We start from the raw sequence: 18,562 nt of genomic DNA on the forward strand, positions 1-18,562 counted from the left end.
GGCCACTACTTCCCTGTTCGAGCACGATCATCGCGCCCCCGGGGGCGCGATCAGGCTGTCAGGCGCGAGCGGCGGCGAGCACCTGGCCCACCAGGGCGCCGGAGGTGCCGGAGCGCTCGTACTCGGGCCGGTTCAGGCTGCCGCCCATCAGCGGCGCCGGGTTGCGGTGCACGGCCGGGCTGTCCGAGCTGACCAGGGCCGCGAAGTGGTACTCGTCGGCACCGGTCGCCTCGACGATCCGGGCGATGTTGCGCGGGGTGATGCCGCCGCCCGGCATGATGACGATCCGGCCGGCGGCCCGGCGCACCAGGTCGGCGATGAGCGGGGCACCCTCCAGCACGCTGACCTCCTGGCCCGAGGTGAGCACCCGGTGCACGCCCAGCTCGATGAGCTGCTCCAGCGCCGCGTACGGGTCGCGGGTCATGTCGAACGCCCGGTGGAAGGTGATGCTGGCGTCGCCCGCGGCGGCGATCAGCCGGCGGGTGGTCGGCACGTCGACGTCACCCTCGGCGGTCAACGCGCCGATCACGATGCCGTGCGCCCCGGCCGCCACCGCGGCCCGGACGTCCCGCTCCATCGCCTCAATCTCGAACGGCGAGTAGATGAAGTCGCCGGCCCGGGGACGGACGATCACGTGTACCCGGATCCGGCTGACCGCGCGCACTGTCGTCTCGATGGTGCCCAGGCTGGGGGTCAGCCCCCCGTCGAAGAGCGCGGAGCACAGCTCCACCCGGTCGGCGCCGGCCTCCTCTGCGGCGACCGCCCCCTCGACGCTGTCGATGCAGATCTCGAATGTGTTCATGATTCTTCCTTTTCCGTGCGAGGCGATGCCGCTTCGGTGCGAGACGATGCTGTGGTCCAGTCGATGACGGCCGTGACGGCGCCGACCGGTACGCCGCCGCCGAGCACCGGCACCTGGCGCAGCGCGTCGGCCCCACCCACCGGTACGCCCACGGCGTCGAGGGCGGCGAGGGCGATGGCGGTGGTGGCCCGGGGCGAACCGTCGATCGCCTTCACCGCGACCGCGTGACCGTCCGGTGCGGCCACCGCGAGCACGCCCTCGGCCCCGCCCTTGGCGAGGACGCCGGGCAGCGCCCGCATCAGGTCGGTGTTCGGGTGCCCGTGCCAGCCGCCGACGTACTCCGGGTGTTGGCGCATGGCCTGCGCGACCAGCGCCTCGTCGCTGCCCGCCGGCGCGGTGACCAACGCCTGGAAGGTGCGGGCCAGGCCGGTCAGCGGCAGGCCGAACAGCGGTGCGCCGCAGCCGTCGACCGCGTGGTGCGCGATCGGCGTGCCGGCCAGGCGGGCGACGGCGGCGGCGGTTTCCCGCTGGAGCGGGTGGTCGGGGTCGAGGTAGTCGTGGGTGCTCCAGGACCGGGCGACGCAGGCGACCAGCATCGCGGCGTGCTTGCCGGAGCAGTTCATCCGGATCCGGTCGCGCTGTCCGCCGGCGCGGATCAGCCGGTCCCGAGTCGGTTCGTCCTCCGGCCAGTCCACCGGGCAGCCGAGCGCGTCCTCGGTCAGGCCGGCCCCGGCCAGCATCGCCCGAACCACCTCGACGTGCCGGTCGTCGCCGGTGTGACTGCCGGCGGCGAGGGCCAGCGCCGGGCCGGTCAGCTCGTCGTCGGCCGCGATCCGACAGGCCAACGCCTGCACCGGCTTGAGGGTGGAGCGGGGGAGCACCGGCTCGTCGGGTACGCCGGCGGCGAGGGCGACCTTCCCGTCCGGGGCGAGCACCACGACGCTGCCGTAGTGCCGGCTCTCGACGAAGCCGTTGCGCACGACCCGGGCCAGTTCGGCGTAGCGGAAGATGGTCACCGGGGGGTGTTCCCTTCGAGAAGCGGTGGGGGCAGCTCCGCGGTCCGCCGTCCGCGCCGGCCGCCGAAGCGGCCGTTGCGGGCCTGGAGTACGCGGGCGAACTTCGACAGCGAGGCGTTGACCACCAGGTAGATCAGCGCCACCACCAGGAACGTCTGGATCAGCAGGTGGGTGTACGAGGAGAGCACCTGCCCGCTGTAGAGCAGCTCGGTGTAGCTGACCACGAAGCCGAGCGAGGTGTCCTTGAGCAGCCCGACCAGCTGGCTGACCAGGGACGGGGCGAGTTGGAGCAGCGCCTGCGGCAGGACCACCAGCGCCATCACCTGCCCGCGGCGCAGCCCGATCGCGAGGCCGGCCTCGGTCTGCCCACGGTCCAGCGCCAGAATGCCGGACCGGAAGATCTCCGCGAACGCCGCCGAGTTGGAGACCACCAGCGGCACCACGAGCTTCCAGAACAGCGGGAAGTTCAGCCCGTACTGTGGCAGGGCGAACAGCGTCACGTAGATCAGCAGCAGGGTGGGTACGGTCCGGAAGATCTCCACGTACGCGCCGGCCAGCCAGCGCAGCGGTCGATGCGTCGACAGCCGGCCGAGCGCCAGCAGCAGCCCGAGCGCGGCGCTGAGCACGGCGGTCGCGGCGGCGGCGCGCAGCGTGGCCCACAGGCCGTTGAGCAGGTACCGCCAGATGGGCCAGGTGGTGAACGGTTCCCACCGGGCGGCGGCCAACTCACCGTGGCTGGCGAACTGGTAGACGGCCGCGACCAGGGCGCCGGCCAGGAGGATCGCGCCCAGCACGGTGGCGATCCGGATCCGCCGTTGGGCGCGGGGGCCGGGCTCGTCGAAGAGGATCTGTTGCGTCTTGTTCATCGGACGATCGCCAGCCTTCGTTCGAGCAGGCCGGTGACCTGACCGATGATCAGCGCCAGCAGCATGTAGGCGAGGCCCGCGCCGGTGAAGACAGCGATCGGTTGAGCCTCGACCAGGTTCACGTTGTTGGCCGCCTGGGTCAGCTCGACCACGCCGACGGCGGCGGCCAGCGAGGTGTTCATCAGCAGCGCGATGCAGATGTTGCCGATCGGCTGAATCACCGCCCGCAGTCCCTGCGGCAGGATCACGTGCCGCAGGGACTGGCCGAAGGTGAGCCCGATGGCACGGGCTGCCTCGGCCTGGCCCACACCCACCGTGTTGATCCCGGCGCGGATCGCCTCGGCCAGGTAAGCCCCCTCGTACACCGCGATGACGATGGCGGCTGAGGTGAACAGCGGGAACGTGATGCCGATGGTCGGCAGCGCGAACACGAAGAGCACCAGCAGCGCCAGCAGCGGCAGGTTCTGGAACACCTCGACGTACGCGGTGCCGATGGCGCGCAGCAGCGGGACGGGAGCGATCCGCAGGGTGGCCACGACGATGCCCAGCAGCATCGCGCCGAGGGTGGTCACGACGGTCAGTTCGACCGTCGTGACCAGGCCGTGGCCAAGCTGGCTCAGGTGGGCGGTGAGGGCTTCCATCGGTACGGGAGACTGCTCAGGAGCCGTCGGCGGAACCGAGGGCGGGCGGGGTGGGCGCGCCACCCTCCACCACCGAGCCGAGGGTGCCCTCCCAGACCTTCGCCCACGTGCCGTCGGCCTGGATCTTCTTCAGCCAGTTGTTGACGAACTCCTTGAACTGCGCGTCCTCCCGGTTGAGGCCGATGCCGTACGCCTCGGTGGTGAACGGCTCGCCAACCACCTTCATCCCCGGGTTGGCCTTGGCGCCCGAGGCGAGCAGCGTGAAGTCCTGCACGTACGCGTCGCCGCGCTTCTGGAGCAGCGCCTGCAACGCCTGCGGGTCGGTGCCGAAGGCGATCTGCTTCGAGCCGGGCGCGGCGGAGGGCAGCGCGGTGACGGCGGGGGTGTTCGCCCCGACGATCACGGTCTTGCCGGCGAGGTCCTTGACGCTCTTGATCGAGGTGTCGTCCTTGCGGACCCCGACCGCGAGGCCGGAGGTGAGGTACGGCCCGGCGAAGGCGACCTGGGTGGCCCGCTGCGGGGTGATCGTGTACGTCTGGAAGACCGCGTCCACCGACTTGGCCTGAAGCATGGCCTCCCGGGTCTGGGTGCCGATGGTCGTGGTCTTCACCTCGGGCTTGCCGATGATGTACTTCGCCAGCAGCTTGGCCATGTCGGCGTCGAAGCCCTCGATGGTGCCGCTGACCGGGTTCTGCTGGGAGAGCAGCGGCGCGTCCAGGGAGCCGCCGATGTTCAGGTAGCCGCGCTTGCGGATCGCGTCCATGGTCGAGCCCGCCGGGATGTCCGCGTCGCTGGCGACCGGGGCGGCGTCGTACACCGACTGGGCGACCACGCCGTCGCCGCCCAGGCCGGGGTTGCCGGGCAGGGTCGGAGCGCCGCCGCCGCCGTCGCCGCCGCAGCCGGCCGCGGCGAGGGTCACCGCCACCGCGGTGGCGGTGAGGGCGAGCGACCGCCGCCCGGTGAAGCTCATCTTGAGGATTGACATGACACCCTCCCGTTGGGGGCTAGTGCTGGAGGATCTTGGATAGGAAGTCGCGGGCCCGCTCGGTGCGCGGAGCCGCGAAGAAGTCGTCGGGGGCGCCGGATTCGACGATCCGGCCGTCGTCCATGAAGACCACCCGGTCGGCGGCGCGACGGGCGAAACCCATCTCGTGGGTCACCACGATCATGGTCATCCCCTCGGCGGCGAGCGAGACCATCACGTCGAGCACCTCGTTGACCATTTCCGGGTCGAGGGCCGAGGTCGGCTCGTCGAAGAGCAGCACCTTCGGCTGCATCGCCAGGGCCCGAGCGATCGCGGCCCGCTGCTGCTGCCCGCCGGAGAGTTGCGCCGGGTGGTGGTCTGCCTTGTCGGCGATCCCGACGCGCTCCAGCAGGGTCATCGCCTGCTGCCGCGCCTCGGGGCGGGGGATCCGGCGGACCCGGGTGGGGCCGAGGGTGATGTTGTCCAGCACCGTCTTGTGGCCGAAGAGGTTGAAGGACTGGAAGACCATGCCGACGTCGGCGCGCAGCCGGGCCAGCGCGCGGCCCTCGGCGGGCAGCGGCTCACCGTCGATCTCGATGCTGCCCTGCCCGGCGGTCTCCAGCCGGTTGAGGCAGCGGCACAGGGTCGACTTGCCGGAGCCGGAGGGCCCCACCACCACGACCACCTCGCCGGCGGCCACCGTGAGGTCGATGTCCTTGAGCACGTGCAGCGGACCGAACCACTTGTGCAGGCCGCGTACCGACACCATCGGTCGGTCCGCACCCGTCGTTCCCGGTGCCACCAGACGGCCTCACTTTCTTCGACCACAAAACTAAGTCGGCTTCATATCGAACCAACAGCGCCATCTAAAGGTAGCGAGCAAACTAAGTCAACCAGTTGCTTGAACAAACTCCGGGTGCTAAGAAGCTGACGTGACGATTGACGACGCGCCACGCGAAGCCCTCCGGGGCGGCCCGCGGGAGCTACTGCGCTGGGTGGCCACCGGTGCGGCCGTCAGTCGGGCCGACCTGTCCCGCCTCTCCGGGCTGTCCCCGTCGACGGTCTCCCAGCGGGTCGAGGCGTTGATCAGCCAAGGGCTGCTGGAGGAGACCGGCGCCGGGCGGTCCCGGGGTGGGCGACGGCCCCGCCAGCTCGCCGTGCCCACCGGTGGTGCCGTGGTCGGCGCCATCGACCTGGGCGCACATCACGCCCGCGTCGGCGCACTGGATCTCTCCGGGCGGGTGGTCCAGGCCCGCACCCTGCCGGTCCGCATCGAGGACGGCCCGGAGGCGGTGCTCGGCGCACTGCTGGCCGAGGTCGGCACGCTGGTGGGCGGCGATCCGGCGGCCGGCGGCTCGGCGACAGGTGCGCTCCGCGGCGTCGGCATCGGGATCCCCGGCCCGGTGCAGCACGCCACCGGGCGGATCGTCAGCCCGTCGCGGATGCCTGGCTGGAACGGTTTCGACGTCGCCGCGTTCTGCGCCGACCGGATTGACGTGCCGGTCATCGTGGACAACGACGCCAACCTGATGGCGCTCGGTGCGCACCGCACCGCGCATCCCGAGTTGGACCACGCCGTCTACATCAAGGCTGGCACCGGGATCGGCTCCGGCGTGATCTCCAGTGGACGGTTGCACCGGGGCGCACAGGGCTCGGCCGGGGACATCAGCCACTGCCGGGTGGTGGCGGACCCCGCGCCACCGTGCACCTGCGGAAACGCCGGCTGTCTGGAGGCGGTGGCCAGCGGCGCCGCACTGGTCACCGCGCTCCGTGGTCAGGGCGTACCGGTCTCCGACCTGACCGGTGTGATCCGCCTGATCGACGACGGTGACCGGCAGGCCACCGCCCTGGCCCGGCAGGCCGGCCGCGCCGTCGGCGAGATCCTGGCCGTCGTGGTCAACTTCTTCAATCCGCAGGTGGTGGCCATCGGCGGTCGGCTCGCCGACTGTGAGCCGCTGCTGGCCAGCATGCGGGCCACCCTCTACGAGCGGTGTCTCCCGCTGGCCACCCAGACCCTGCTGATCGAACGGGTCGCCGCCGGCCAGGACGTCGGCATCACCGGTGCGGCCCACCTGGTGATCGATCACGTCGTGGCGGCCGCCTGACCTCGCCTTTGACCGCTTCCCACCGCCGATCGTCCTGACAATTTCCTTACCCCCAGTCACGTAGCCTTCCGGTGTTTCTCACTGACCCGTGATCGCTCCTGGAGGTTTCGACGTGCGGATCAACGGACGGCTGCTCGTGCCGATCTCGTTGGCGGCGGTGCTGGCGACCGCCGCCTGTGGCCTGTCGGCACCGGCAGCCGGGCAAGCCGAAGTCCCACGCTCCGCCCCGAGTGCGCAGAGCTCAACTCCGAGCCCCAGCGACACGCCGACCTCCAGCCCGACTCCCGAGATCCCGACCGACGCGCAGATCCCCACCAGAGCCGCCGGTACCTTCACCACCGCCACCGGCAACGGTCGCGTGATCGGCAAGGGCAAGAAGCGGGTGCGCTACAGCGTCTCGGTGGAGAAGGGCATCGCCTGGGGTGACCTCCCCGCCTGGAAGCCGGACCGTTTCGCCGCGAGCATCGAGCAGGTGTTGGCGGCACCGAACGGATGGGCCACCTCGGCACAGCACCCGGTCACCAACGCCGCCGTGAACCTGACCCGGGCGTCGTGGTCCTTCCAGCGGGTCGGCACCTCGAAGGTCGACGTCGACGTACGGCTCGCGACACCGAGGACAGTGGACAGACTCTGCGGCGCGAGCGGCGTCGACACCGAGGGGGTCTACTCCTGCAAGTACGGCAAGACCATCATGATCAATCTGAGGCGCTGGCTCCAGGGCTCACCGGGATACCCGGTCAGCCTCGAGGAGTACCACGCCGGCGTGATCAATCACGAGTTCGGCCACTTCCTCGGCTTCGCCCACATGAAGTGCGGCGGTCGCGGCAAGCCGGCCCCGGTCATGATGACCCAGACGATGGGCCTGGGCGGGTGCGTGCCCAACGTCAGTCCGTTCGTCGGCAACGGGCAGTTCGTCAGCGGCCCGTGGGCGCCGTCCTGACGGCACGGATCTCGTGGTGATCATTGCCTGGCGGCCGGCTCGGCACGCGCACCGGCAGCGCCGGAACGAAACGGGCGGGCCCGGCGTGACGCCGAGCCCGCCCGAACACGGGACTGATCAGCTGGCGGTGGTCAGACCCTGCAGACCCTTGAGCATCTCGGCGAAGTCGAGGGTCTCCGCCGTCGGCGGCGTCTCGATGGTCACCGCCTTGCCGTAGTCGGTGTAGTCCATCACCAGGTCGCCCAGCGGGCCCATCTTCAGGGCCGCCCGGCGGGGCCGGTACTGCTCGTCGACCCACAGGTCGGTGGTGATGTCCTTGACGCCCATCTTGGTCATCTGCTGCTCGACGCCCGCCCGCAGCTTCGCGTCGATCTGCTGAAGGTAGGTCGCCATCGGCGTGGTGACGGTGTAGTGGACGGTGGCCGCCCCGTTCACCGTCTCCTGCCCGACCACCTTCGTGCCCTCGGTGGCGAGCAGCGTCTTGACCTGCTTGGTCGGGTCGATGTCCTCGAACTGCTTGCCGAAGTTCATCCCGGCCTGCTTGCCGGCGGCGCCCAGGTCCATCTTCATCCAGCGCTTGCCGTCCATCTCCGCGCGGTCCTCCGCCGGAATCTCGACGTAGATGACCGCGCCGACCATCCGGACGACCGTCGCGGCGCCCTTCGCGTCCGTCGTCGTCATCTCGGCCTTGACCGGGTCGCCGAGGTCCAGGACGCCCTTCATCGAGACCGTCTCGCCGCCCGCCGTGCCCGTCATCGAGACGGTCACCGAGTCACTCTTGTCGGTGGCCTCGGCCGTCTTCAGCAGCGACCCCTTGAGATCACTGGCCAGCAGCTCCAGGACGCCGGGCTGCTTGGGCGCGTCGGACCCGCCGGACCCGCCGGGCGTCGTGCCGCACGCGGAGACAGCGAGCGCGGCGAGCGCCGAGACAGCCACCAGAGCCGGCTTCTTCCAAAATGACACGTACACGCCTTTCCCCGTAAGAAGCTGGGAAGATCCCCAGTAGACCGACGACACGCTAGCCCATGTGATCGATCCGGGGGCACCGCGTTCTCGCCAATCCGCCCCTGATCGAGACGCGATCGTTGATGTCGGGGTATCCGGGTCGACGGGATACCCCGACATCGCGGATGTCGGCGGTGTGGGCGAAACCGGTTGGTTACTCCGGGACGCGGCGGTAGGCGCCGTCGCTGGCCGAGGTGGCCATCGAGGCGTACGCGCGCAGCGCCGCCGACACCGGGCGCTGCCGATCGGTCGGGGTGTACGGCTTGTCGCGCTTCTCCTCGGCCACCCGTCGTGCCTCCAGCTCCTCGGCGGGCACGTTCAGCTCGATCGACCGGGCCGGGATGTCGATGACGACCTCGTCGCCGTCGCGGACCAGGGCGATCAGCCCGCCGGAGGCCGCCTCGGGGGAGACGTGCCCGATGGAGAGCCCGGAGGTGCCGCCGGAGAAACGGCCGTCGGTGAGCAGCGCGCAGGAGCGGCCCAGCCCGCGTCCCTTCAGGAACGAGGTGGGGTAGAGCATCTCCTGCATGCCGGGGCCGCCCTTGGGCCCCTCGTACCGGATCACCACGACGTCCCCGGCGACCACCTGCTTGGCGAGGATCGCGGTCACCGCGTCGTCCTGCGACTCGTAGACCTTCGCCGGGCCACGGAAGGTCAGGCAGTCGTCCGGCACGCCGGCGGTCTTCACCACGCTGCCCTCGGGCGCCAGGTTGCCGTGCAGGATGGCCAGCCCGCCGTCGGCGGAGTAGGCGTGCTCGCGGTCCCGGATGCAGCCGCCGGCCGCGTCGGTGTCCAGCGACGACCACCGGTTGGTGGTGGAGAACGGCTCGACGGTACGCACGCCGCCGGGGGCGGCGTGGAACAGCTCGACCGCCGTCGGGGTGGGGGAGCCACCGCGCACGTCCCAGTCGGTCAGCCACTGCGCCAGCGACGGGGAGTGCACGGCGTGCACGTCCCGGTTGAGCTGCCCGGCCCGGTCCAGTTCACCGAGGATAGCCGGGATGCCGCCGGCCCGGTGCACGTCCTCCATGTGGTAGTTCGGCGAGTTCGGCGCGACCTTGGCCAGGCACGGCACCCGCCGGGAGATCGCGTCGATGTCGCTGACGCCGAAGTCCATCTCCGCCTCGCGGGCGGCGGCGAGCAGGTGCAGCACCGTGTTGGTGGAGCCGCCCATCGCCACGTCCAGGGCGACCGCGTTCTCGAAGGCGGCCTTGGAGGCGACCGTGCGCGGCAGCACCGAGTCGTCGTCGCCGTCGTACCACCGCTTGGAGATCTCCACGACGGTCCGGCCGGCCTCGACGAAGAGCGACCGGCGGGCGGCGTGGGTGGCCAGCGTGGAACCGTTGCCGGGCAGTGCGAGCCCGATCGCCTCGGTGAGGCAGTTCATCGAGTTGGCGGTGAACATGCCGGAGCAGGAGCCGCAGGTCGGGCAGGCGGAGCGTTCGATCTCACCGAGCTGCTCGTCGGTGACCGCCTCGTTCGAGGAGGCGATCATCGCGTCGATCAGGTCGATCTTGCTGTGCACGACGCCTTCGATCGCCATCGTCTTGCCGGCCTCCATCGGGCCGCCGGAGACGAAGACGGTCGGGATGTTGAGCCGCAACGCGGCCAGCAGCATCCCGGGGGTGATCTTGTCGCAGTTGGAGATGCAGACCAGGGCGTCCGCGCAGTGCGCGTTGACCATGTATTCGACCGCGTCGGCGATCAGCTCACGGCTGGGCAGCGAGTAGAGCATGCCGCCGTGGCCCATCGCGATGCCGTCGTCGACCGCGATGGTGTTGAACTCCCGGCCCACCCCGCCGGCCTCGGCGACCGCGTCCGCGACCAGGCCACCCATGTCCTTGAGGTGTACGTGACCAGGCACGAACTGGGTGAAACTGTTGGCGATGGCGACGATCGGCTTGCCGAAATCGTCGTCGGTCATCCCGGTGGCCCGCCAGAGGGCCCGGGCGCCGGCCATCGTCCGACCGTGTGTGGAGGTCCTCGACCGCAGCTCAGGCATACATACCAGCATGACACCGTCGGCCCGCCGGCCCACCCGGGTATCTGCCGTGTCCCAACAGATGCACACTCAGCCCCCCAAGAGGTGCGCCCATCCGGCACTCTTGGAGGCGTGCATTTTCCACCGGGCATGGTCGCTGTCGCGGCGCTCAGCGGGTTCGTCGCCGCGGTGGCCGTGGTGCTGCTGACCGTCGTCGCCCGGCGGCGGACGGGGCCGCGTCGACCGGCGCACGTGCTGCTCGCGGCGGCCGCCGGGGGCGCTCTGCTCAGCCTCCTGGCCGGGGTGTTCGCCGCGCTCAGCGCGAACGACCACTGGGCCCACGAGCAGGGGCAGCGCACCGGTTGGGCGACTCTGGTGGCGATCGGCGCGGCGGTGAGTGGGCTGGCCTTCGCGGCTGGTCTGCTCCGGCTGCCCGGGGTGGCCGCCACCGCGGCCGGAACGGCCCGGCTCGCCCTGGACGGGTTGGTCATGGCGGCGGCGCTGTGGTTCGTCGGTTGGGTGCTGTTCTCCGAGCCCACCCGGTTGCTCGGTGCCGCCACCCCGATGGCCTGCCCGGCGATCCTGCTGGCCACGGTGAGCGCCGCGCTCGGTGCCGGGCTCGCCGTGATCGTCGTCTTCCGGGCCGCCACGCCACGTCGACGGCTCGCCGCGCTCTGCGCCGGCATCAGCGCGGTGAGCTGTGGCGGGCTGGGTCTCAGCGCCGGGCTCTGCCAGGCCGGGCCGACCATGGCGCTGGCCGGTGCGGCGGTGCTCGCCGCCGGCCTGCTGACCGTCGCGCTCGCGGTGTACCGGGCCGACCGGCCGGGGCAGGTCGACCTGGATCTGGTCGGTCGCGACAGCGAGTACGCCATCGCCCCGATGCTGGCGATGGCCGCCTCGGCGATGTACCACCTCGCCCAGGATGGTCGGTTCACCGCGGCGGGCATCGTGGCCGGCAGCGTGGAGGGTTTCGCCCTGGTGGCACGGCAGTACCTCACCCTGCGCGACGTCCGGGGGTACGCGGGCCGCCTGGCCGAGCGGGAGGCGCACTTCCGTGAGCTGGCGCACACCGACCCGCTGACGTCGTTGGCCAACCGGCGCGGGCTGCTCCGGGCGCTGCACCGCAACGCCGCGGACCGCATTCCGTGTGTGCTGCTCGGCCTCGACCTGGACGGCTTCAAGAACGTCAACGACATGCGCGGCCATGACGTGGGCGACGCCGTGCTGGCCGAGGTCGGCCGGCGGCTGCGCGGCAACCTGCGCCCTGGCGACGTGGCCGCCCGGCTGGGTGGCGACGAGTTCGCCGTGCTCATGCAGGGCCGGCCGGTCGAGGCGGACCGGGTCGCCGAACGGCTCCTCGGGGTGCTCAACCGGCCGTACGACCAGCCGGAGGGGCCGGTCTTCCTGTCGGTGAGCATCGGGGTGGCCGACTGGGGCGACGAGCCGGACGTGGAGCTGCTGCTGCGCCACGCCGACCTGGCGCTGCGCTACGCCAAGCAGCGGGGCAAGAACCGGATCGAGCGGTACGACGCCGCGTACGACCTGCTGCTGCGCCGGCGTACGACGGTGGAGCACGAGCTACGCGGGGCCATCGACCGTGACGAGCTGCGGTTGGCCTTCCAGCCGGTGGCGTCGCTGCCGTCGGTGCGGCCGGTCGGCGCCGAGGCACTGCTCCGCTGGCACCATCCTGAGCTGGGCAACGTCCGTCCGGACGAGTTCATCCCGCTGGCCGAGGAGTGCGGCATGATCGCCCCGCTCGGCGCCTGGGTGCTGCACCAGGCCTGCTACCAGCTCTCCCGCTGGCTGACGGACGGGCACGACGTCTGGGTGTCGGTCAACGTCTCCCCGCGCGAGCTGCACGCCCCGGAGTACGTGGTCCAGGTCGCCGAGGCGCTGCGCGCCCACCACGTGCCGCCGCAGCGGCTGGTGCTGGAGGTCACCGAGCACGCGGTCGCCACCGACCTGGACGAGCTGATCCGGCGGCTCACCGCGCTGCGGTTGACCGGTGTCCGGATCGCGCTGGACGACTTCGGGGCCGGCTACTCGTCGCTGGGGCAGCTGCGCCGGCTGCCGATCGACATCCTCAAGATCGACCACAGTCTGGTCGCCGAGCACGAGCCGGTGCGCCCGGTCGGCCAGGACGGCCCGGCGTTCGCCCCGATGGTCGACATCGTGATGCGACTGGGCCACCAACTGGGGCTGGAGGTGATCGCCGAGGGGGTGACCACCCCGACCGAGTTGGCCGCGGTGGTGGCCGCCGGTTGCCGGTTCGGCCAGGGCGCGCTCTTCGGCTGGGGGGTGCCGGCGGAGCACCTGGAGGCGATGCTGGAGGCGGCCACGTCCCCGGGTGCGCGTCCCGCTCAGGTGCCCGCGCCACGTCGTGCTCCGGGCGGGTCTGGGCAGCTCACCCCGCCTGCCGGTGGCGCGTCGCCGGCCGACGCGCCGACCTCCGTTAACCAACATGTGGGATCAGTTGACTCATCGCGTGAGATGCGTCAGGCTTAGCCGCATGTCGTCGTACCGGTCGCTGCGAGTACTTACCTGAGCGCACTCTCCCTCACCGAGAGTGCGCTGGCCCCGTGCATCTGCACGAGGGCCGTTTTTATTGCCATCGGAACCTGGCGAAGCGGGCCCCGCCCGCGTCGCATCGCTTGACTAGCCACCAGCCACTCCAGCCGAAGGCCAGAACCGCCATGACGAGACCCACGCCCGAGACCCTCGCCCACACCGCCCGCCGGGCCCGAGCGGCCGCCGACCCGACCCTCGACGTCGACCAGGCCGCCCCGCGCACGGCCACCCCGGCCGCCCCGGCGGTACGACCCGTCGCCGCGACCCAGGTCTCCGGGGCCGGCTCGCTCGTGCGGTCCCTTGAGGCGCTCGACGTCGACGTCGTCTTCGGCATCCCGGGCGGCGCGATCCTGCCGGCGTACGACCCGCTCTACGACTCGACGGTCCGGCACATCCTGGTCCGGCACGAGCAGGGCGCGGGGCACGCGGCGACCGGCTACGCGCAGGCCACCGGCAAGGTCGGCGTCTGCATCGCCACCTCCGGCCCGGGCGCGACGAACCTGGTCACCCCGATCGCCGACGCGTACATGGACTCGGTGGCGATGGTGGCCATCACCGGGCAGGTGGCCAGCCCGTTGATCGGCACCGACGGCTTCCAGGAGGCCGACATCCAGGGCATCACCCTGCCGATCACCAAGCACAACTTCCTCGTCCAGAACGCCGAGGAGATCCCCCGGGTGCTGGCCGAGGCGTTCCACCTGGCCAGCAGCGGGCGGCCCGGCCCGGTGCTGGTCGACATCCCCAAGGACGTGCTCCAGGCGCCGACGACCTTCACCTGGCCGCCCACGCTGGACCTGCCCGGCTACCGGCCCACCCTGCACCCGCACGGCAAGCAGATCCGGGAGGCGGCGCGGTTGATGGCCGCAGCCCGACGGCCGGTGCTCTACGTCGGCGGCGGGGTGCTCAAGGCCGGTGCCACCGACGGGCTGCGCCGGCTGGCCGAGCTGACCGGCATCCCGGTCGTCACCACGCTGATGGCGCTCGGGGCGTTCCCCGACTCGCATCAGCAGCACCTGGGGATGCCCGGTATGCACGGCACGGTCGCCGCGGTCTACGGCTTGCAGAAGGCGGACCTGATCGTCGCGCTGGGCGCACGCTTCGACGACCGGGTCACCGGCAAACTGGACTCGTTCGCCCCGGACGCGGCGGTGGTGCACGCGGACATCGACCCCGCCGAGATCGGCAAGAACCGGCACGTGGACGTGCCGATCGTCGGCGACGCCAAGCACGTCATCGACGAGCTGATCACGGCGGTCACCGCCGAGCGGTCGGCGGGGCGCACCGCCGACCTCGGTGACTGGTGGACGCAGCTGAACGACCTGCGCAACCGCTACCCGCTGGGCTACGACGAGCCGGTGGACGGCACCCTGTCCCCGCAGTACGTGATCAAGCGGCTGGGCGAGATCGTCGGCCCGGACGCGATCTTCGTGGCCGGGGTGGGTCAGCACCAGATGTGGGCGTCGCAGTTCATCTCCTACGAGAAGCCGTACACCTGGTTGAACTCCGGCGGCCTCGGCACGATGGGCTACGCGGTGCCGGCGGCGATGGGCGCCAAGGTCGGCAAGCCGGACACGGTGGTCTGGGCGGTGGACGGGGACGGCTGCTTCCAGATGACCAACCAGGAGTTGGCCACCTGCGCGTTGGAGGGCATCCCGGTCAAGATCGCCGTCATCAACAACGGCAATCTCGGCATGGTCCGACAGTGGCAGACCCTCTTCTACAACGAGCGCTACTCCAACACCGAGCTCGGCACCCACAAGCACCGCATCCCCGACTTCGTCAAGCTCGCCGAGGCGCTGGGCTGCGTCGGGCTGCGGTGCGAGACCGCGGCTGACGTGGACAAGACCATTGCCGCGGCCATGGAGATCAACGACGCGCCCGTGGTGATCGACTTCGTGGTCGGCAAGGACGCGATGGTCTGGCCGATGGTCGCCGCCGGCACCAGCAACGACGAGATCATGTTCGCCCGTGGCGTCCGCCCGACCTTCGACGAGGATGACATTTAATGACGATGCACACTTTGTCCGTGCTGGTGGAGAACAAGCCCGGCGTGCTCGCCCGGGTCTCCGGCCTGTTCTCCCGGCGCGGGTTCAACATCGACAGCCTCGCCGTCGGCGAGACCGAGAACCCGGACGTCTCCCGGATCACCATCGTGGTCAACGCGGAGTCGTCGCCGCTGGAGCAGGTCACCAAGCAGCTGAACAAGCTGGTCAACGTGCTCAAGATCGTTGAGCTGGATCCGCAGGTCTCGGTTGCCCGGGAGTTGCTGCTGGTGAAGGTTCGCGCCGACCGGTCGGCGCGGTCGCAGGTGCTGGAGACCGTCAACCTGTTCCGCGCCCGGGTGGTCGACGTCGCACCGGACACGCTGACCATCGAGGCCACCGGCACCCCGGACAAGCTCGACGCGCTCCTGCGCGACCTCGAGTCCTTCGGCATCAAGGAAATGGTGCAGTCCGGGCTGGTGGCCATCGGGCGCGGCTCGCGTTCGATCACCGCCGGTCCCGCGCTGCGGGCCGCCTGACCCGCCGCCGGTCGGCCCCGGCGGGCCGTCCGGCGAATCCATCCGCACAGACCACGACGGGCCGCCCCGGTCGTCGTACGAAAGGGAAGTTCTCATGAGCGTTGAGGTGTACTACGACGACGATGCCGACCTCGGCCTGATCCAGGCCAAGAAGGTCGCGGTGATCGGTTACGGCAGCCAGGGCCACGCCCACGCGCTGTCGCTGCGGGACTCCGGCGTCGACGTGGTGATCGGTCTGCCGGAGGGCTCGAAGAGCCGTCCCAAGGCCGAGGAGCAGGGCCTGCGGGTGGTCACGCCGGCGCAGGCCGCCGCCGAGGCCGATGTGATCATGGTGCTCGCGCCGGACACCGCCCAGCGCGGGATCTACGCGGAGTCGATCGCCCCGCACCTCGCCCCCGGCAAGGCGATCTTCTTCGGCCACGGCTTCAACATCCGGTACGGCCTGATCAAGCCGCCGGCCGAGGTGGACGTGGCGATGGTCGCGCCCAAGGGCCCCGGCCACCTGGTCCGCCGCCAGTACAGCGACGGCAAGGGCGTGCCCTGTCTCGTCGCCGTCGAGCAGGACGCCAGCGGCAACGCGCTCGCCCTCGCCCTCGCGTACGCCAAGGGGATCGGCGGCACCCGCGCCGGCGCGATCAAGACCACCTTCACCGAGGAGACCGAGACCGACCTCTTCGGCGAGCAGGCGGTGCTCTGCGGCGGCGCCTCGGCGCTGGTGCAGACCGGGTTCGAGGTGCTCACCGAGGCGGGCTACGCCCCGGAGGTCGCCTACTTCGAGTGCCTGCACGAGCTGAAGCTGATCGTCGACCTGATGTACGAGGGCGGCATCGCGAAGATGCGCTACAGCATCTCCGACACCGCCGAGTACGGCGACCTCTCCCGTGGCTCGCGCATCATCGACTCCCGGGTCAAGGACGAGATGCGCAAGATCCTGGGTGAGATCCAGTCCGGCGAGTTCGCCCGCGAGTGGGTCGCCGAGGACGAGGCCGGCCGGCCCAACTTCACCAAGTGGCAGGCCGAGGGTGCGGCGCACCCGATCGAGGAGACCGGCAAGAAGTTGCGCGGCATGATGAGCTGGGTCGACCGCCCGATCACCGAGACCGCCTGACCACCCGAACGACGATCTACCGACAGCCCCTGGGTTGGCGCTCTCCCCAGCGCCGCCCCGGGGCTGCCCGGCATGCTGCCGCCCGTCGATACGTCGGGCGGCAGTGCTCGTTGGCCACGCCCCTCCCCGAGTGGCCGGGTGACCGGCGCCGCCAGTGCCCGACGCGGGCCGGAGCAACCGTGTCGGTCCGGTGAACGGCCGATGTCCGCCGCTCGACCGGGCGTGTGAGGGCACTCACCCTGAAGACCGGAACACGCCGACCAGCGGGGCCCCTACGATCGCCTGTAGGTGCAGCAGCCGGCACCTGACGGCCACGGCACGGATCAGCGCAGGGCGCAGTGCGGCGCCCGGCCGCCCGCGCCGATCGCAAACACGACCTCTACGAGGACCGATGAATCCTGTCGTACTGATCGCCGAAGAACTCGCCCCCGCCGCCATCGAGGTGCTCGCCCACGACTTCGACGTCCGGCACGTCGACGGCACCGACCGTCCGGCCCTGCTCTCGGCGCTCTCCGAGGCCGACGCCGTCATCGTGCGCAGCGCGACCAAGATCGACGCCGAGGCGGTCGCCGCCGCGCCGCGACTCAAGGTGGTCGCCCGGGCGGGCGTCGGGCTGGACAACGTCGAGGTGCCGGCCGCCACCGCGCGGGGCGTGATGGTCGTCAACGCGCCCACCTCCAACATCGTCTCCGCTGCCGAGCAGGCCGTCGCGCTGCTGCTCGCCGTCGCCCGCAACACCGCGAGCGCCAGTGCCGCGCTGAAGGCGGGGGAGTGGAAGCGGTCGAAGTACACCGGTGTCGAGGTGCAGGGCAAGACGGTCGGCGTGGTTGGGCTCGGTCGTATCGGGGTGCTCTTCGCGCAGCGCATCGCCGCGTTCGGCACCCGGCTGATCGCGTACGACCCGTACATCCAGCCGGCCCGCGCGGCGCAGCTCGGCGTCCGCCTGGTCGGGCTGGAGGAGCTGCTGCGGGAGAGCGACTTCATCTCCATCCACCTGCCGAAGACGCCGGAGACGGTGGGCCTGATCGGTGAGAAGGAGCTGGCGATCGTCAAGCCCGGCGTTCGCATCGTCAACGCCGCCCGTGGTGGGCTGGTCGACGAGCAGGCGCTCGCGGACGCCATCGCCGAGGGCCGGGTCGCCGGCGCCGGTGTCGACGTGTACAGCAAGGAGCCGTGCACCTCGTCGCCGCTGTTCGCCTTCGACAACGTGGTGGCCACCCCGCACCTGGGCGCCTCCACCCACGAGGCGCAGGACAAGGCCGGTCTCGCCGTGGCCAAGAGCGTCAAGCTGGCGTTGCAGGGCGAGTTCGTCCCGGACGCGGTGAACGTGCAGGCCGGCGGTGTGGTCGCCGAGGACGTTCGGCCGCTGCTGCCACTGGCGGAGAAGCTCGGCCGGGCGTTCACCGCGGTCGCCGGTGGGGTCGCCGCCAGCGTCACGGTCGAGGTCCGCGGTGAGATCGTCAGCCACGACGTGTCGGTGCTCAAGCTCGCCGCCACCAAGGGCCTGTTCAGCTCCGTGGTCGAGGAGCAGGTCACCTACGTCAACGCCCCGCACCTGGCCGCCGAGCGTGGCGTCGAGGTCACCCTGGCCACCCTGGCCGAGACGGCCGAGCAGCCGACCCTGGTCACGGTGCGCGGCGCGCTGCCGGACGGCCGGACGGTCAGTGTCTCCGGCACGGTCACCCACTCCGGCGCTCGGGACGTCCTGAAGCTGACCGAGGTGGACGGCTTCGACGTGGAGATCGGGGCGGAGGGCATCCTGCTCTTCCTGCGCTACGCCGACCGACCCGGTGTGGTCGGCACGGTCGGCACCCTGCTCGGCGAGTCGGGCATCAACATCGCCGCCATGCAGGTGGCTCGTCGGGAGGCGGGCGGCGAGACGCTGATGACGCTCACCGTCGACCAGGCGCTCGGCGCCGACCTGCTCACCTCGGCCGCCGAGTCGATCGGCGCCACGGCGGCCAGCGCCGCCGACCTGCGCGACGAGTAGTAGCCGACAAGCACCGTGGGGGGCCTGGCGATCCGCCGGGCCCCTCGTCATTTCC

15 protein-coding genes are annotated in these 18,562 nt (G+C 71.1%); 7 read left to right on the forward strand and 8 right to left on the reverse strand.

Annotated features, from left to right (window positions below; genetic code table 11):
• Positions 1-58: 58 nt before the first annotated feature.
• The 6 genes from AC5L30_RS18755 to AC5L30_RS18780 are packed head-to-tail and all read right to left on the reverse strand — an operon-like array spanning position 59 to position 5,058.
• Positions 59-802: a copper homeostasis protein CutC gene (locus tag AC5L30_RS18755; RefSeq protein ID WP_494868734.1), complete on the reverse strand. Its 744-nt coding sequence runs from the start codon at positions 800-802 to the stop codon at positions 59-61.
• Positions 799-1,818: an asparaginase gene (locus AC5L30_RS18760; RefSeq protein WP_494868735.1), complete on the reverse strand. Its 1,020-nt coding sequence runs from the start codon at positions 1,816-1,818 to the stop codon at positions 799-801. Before AC5L30_RS18760 ends, AC5L30_RS18755 begins: the two co-directional genes overlap by 4 nt.
• Positions 1,815-2,684, reverse strand: coding sequence for an amino acid ABC transporter permease (locus AC5L30_RS18765; protein WP_494868737.1), 870 nt, complete (start codon positions 2,682-2,684; stop codon positions 1,815-1,817). Before AC5L30_RS18765 ends, AC5L30_RS18760 begins: the two co-directional genes overlap by 4 nt.
• Complete coding sequence (locus AC5L30_RS18770) at positions 2,681-3,325, reverse strand: amino acid ABC transporter permease (protein ID WP_387167925.1); 645 nt, start codon at positions 3,323-3,325, stop codon at positions 2,681-2,683. Before AC5L30_RS18770 ends, AC5L30_RS18765 begins: the two co-directional genes overlap by 4 nt.
• A 16-nt stretch (positions 3,326-3,341) precedes the next feature.
• A complete protein-coding gene (locus tag AC5L30_RS18775; protein ID WP_494868739.1) occupies positions 3,342-4,310 on the reverse strand; it encodes a glutamate ABC transporter substrate-binding protein in 969 nt (322 codons plus the stop codon).
• Positions 4,311-4,329: 19 nt separating this feature from the next.
• Positions 4,330-5,058: an amino acid ABC transporter ATP-binding protein gene (locus AC5L30_RS18780; protein ID WP_494868741.1), complete on the reverse strand. Its 729-nt coding sequence runs from the start codon at positions 5,056-5,058 to the stop codon at positions 4,330-4,332.
• Positions 5,059-5,221: 163 nt separating this feature from the next.
• On the opposite strand from AC5L30_RS18780, the gene AC5L30_RS18785 reads away from it, so the two are divergent.
• Both AC5L30_RS18785 and AC5L30_RS18790 read left to right on the forward strand, forming a co-directional pair.
• Complete coding sequence (locus tag AC5L30_RS18785; protein ID WP_494868743.1) at positions 5,222-6,394, forward strand: ROK family transcriptional regulator; 1,173 nt, start codon at positions 5,222-5,224, stop codon at positions 6,392-6,394.
• A gap of 112 nt (positions 6,395-6,506) precedes the next feature.
• Positions 6,507-7,334, forward strand: a complete 828-nt coding sequence (locus tag AC5L30_RS18790) for a DUF3152 domain-containing protein (RefSeq protein WP_494868745.1) — start codon at positions 6,507-6,509, stop codon at positions 7,332-7,334.
• Between the two features lie 117 nt (positions 7,335-7,451).
• On the opposite strand, the gene AC5L30_RS18795 is transcribed toward AC5L30_RS18790, so the two are convergent.
• Entirely contained in the window at positions 7,452-8,297 is an 846-nt protein-coding gene (locus tag AC5L30_RS18795) for an SCO4651 family lipoprotein (RefSeq protein WP_494868746.1), read from the reverse strand.
• A 196-nt stretch (positions 8,298-8,493) separates the two neighbouring features.
• Entirely contained in the window at positions 8,494-10,341 is a 1,848-nt protein-coding gene (gene ilvD, locus AC5L30_RS18800; protein WP_357261389.1) for a dihydroxy-acid dehydratase, read from the reverse strand.
• Between the two features lie 129 nt (positions 10,342-10,470).
• Between ilvD and AC5L30_RS18805 the strand changes: the two genes are divergently transcribed.
• The 5 genes from AC5L30_RS18805 to serA all read left to right on the forward strand — a co-directional run bounded on the left by AC5L30_RS18805 (position 10,471) and on the right by serA (position 18,507).
• Positions 10,471-12,825: a putative bifunctional diguanylate cyclase/phosphodiesterase gene (locus AC5L30_RS18805; RefSeq protein WP_494868922.1), complete on the forward strand. Its 2,355-nt coding sequence runs from the start codon at positions 10,471-10,473 to the stop codon at positions 12,823-12,825.
• 188 nt (positions 12,826-13,013) lie between these two features.
• The gene (locus AC5L30_RS18810) at positions 13,014-14,894 is read left to right on the forward strand and encodes an acetolactate synthase large subunit (RefSeq protein WP_494868748.1); all 1,881 of its coding nucleotides are present in this window, start codon (positions 13,014-13,016) and stop codon (positions 14,892-14,894) included.
• Positions 14,894-15,409, forward strand: coding sequence for an acetolactate synthase small subunit (gene ilvN, locus AC5L30_RS18815; protein WP_124815780.1), 516 nt, complete (start codon positions 14,894-14,896; stop codon positions 15,407-15,409). The genes AC5L30_RS18810 and ilvN overlap by 1 nt, the downstream gene beginning before the upstream one ends.
• 94 nt (positions 15,410-15,503) lie before the next feature.
• Positions 15,504-16,517 (forward strand): ketol-acid reductoisomerase, encoded by a 1,014-nt coding sequence (gene ilvC, locus AC5L30_RS18820; protein ID WP_112625850.1) that lies wholly within the window; start codon positions 15,504-15,506, stop codon positions 16,515-16,517.
• A gap of 391 nt (positions 16,518-16,908) precedes the next feature.
• Entirely contained in the window at positions 16,909-18,507 is a 1,599-nt protein-coding gene (serA, locus tag AC5L30_RS18825) for a phosphoglycerate dehydrogenase (RefSeq protein WP_494868750.1), read from the forward strand.
• The last annotated feature ends 55 nt before the right edge of the window (positions 18,508-18,562 follow it).

It is taken from the genome of Micromonospora sp. BQ32 (assembly GCF_059358895.1).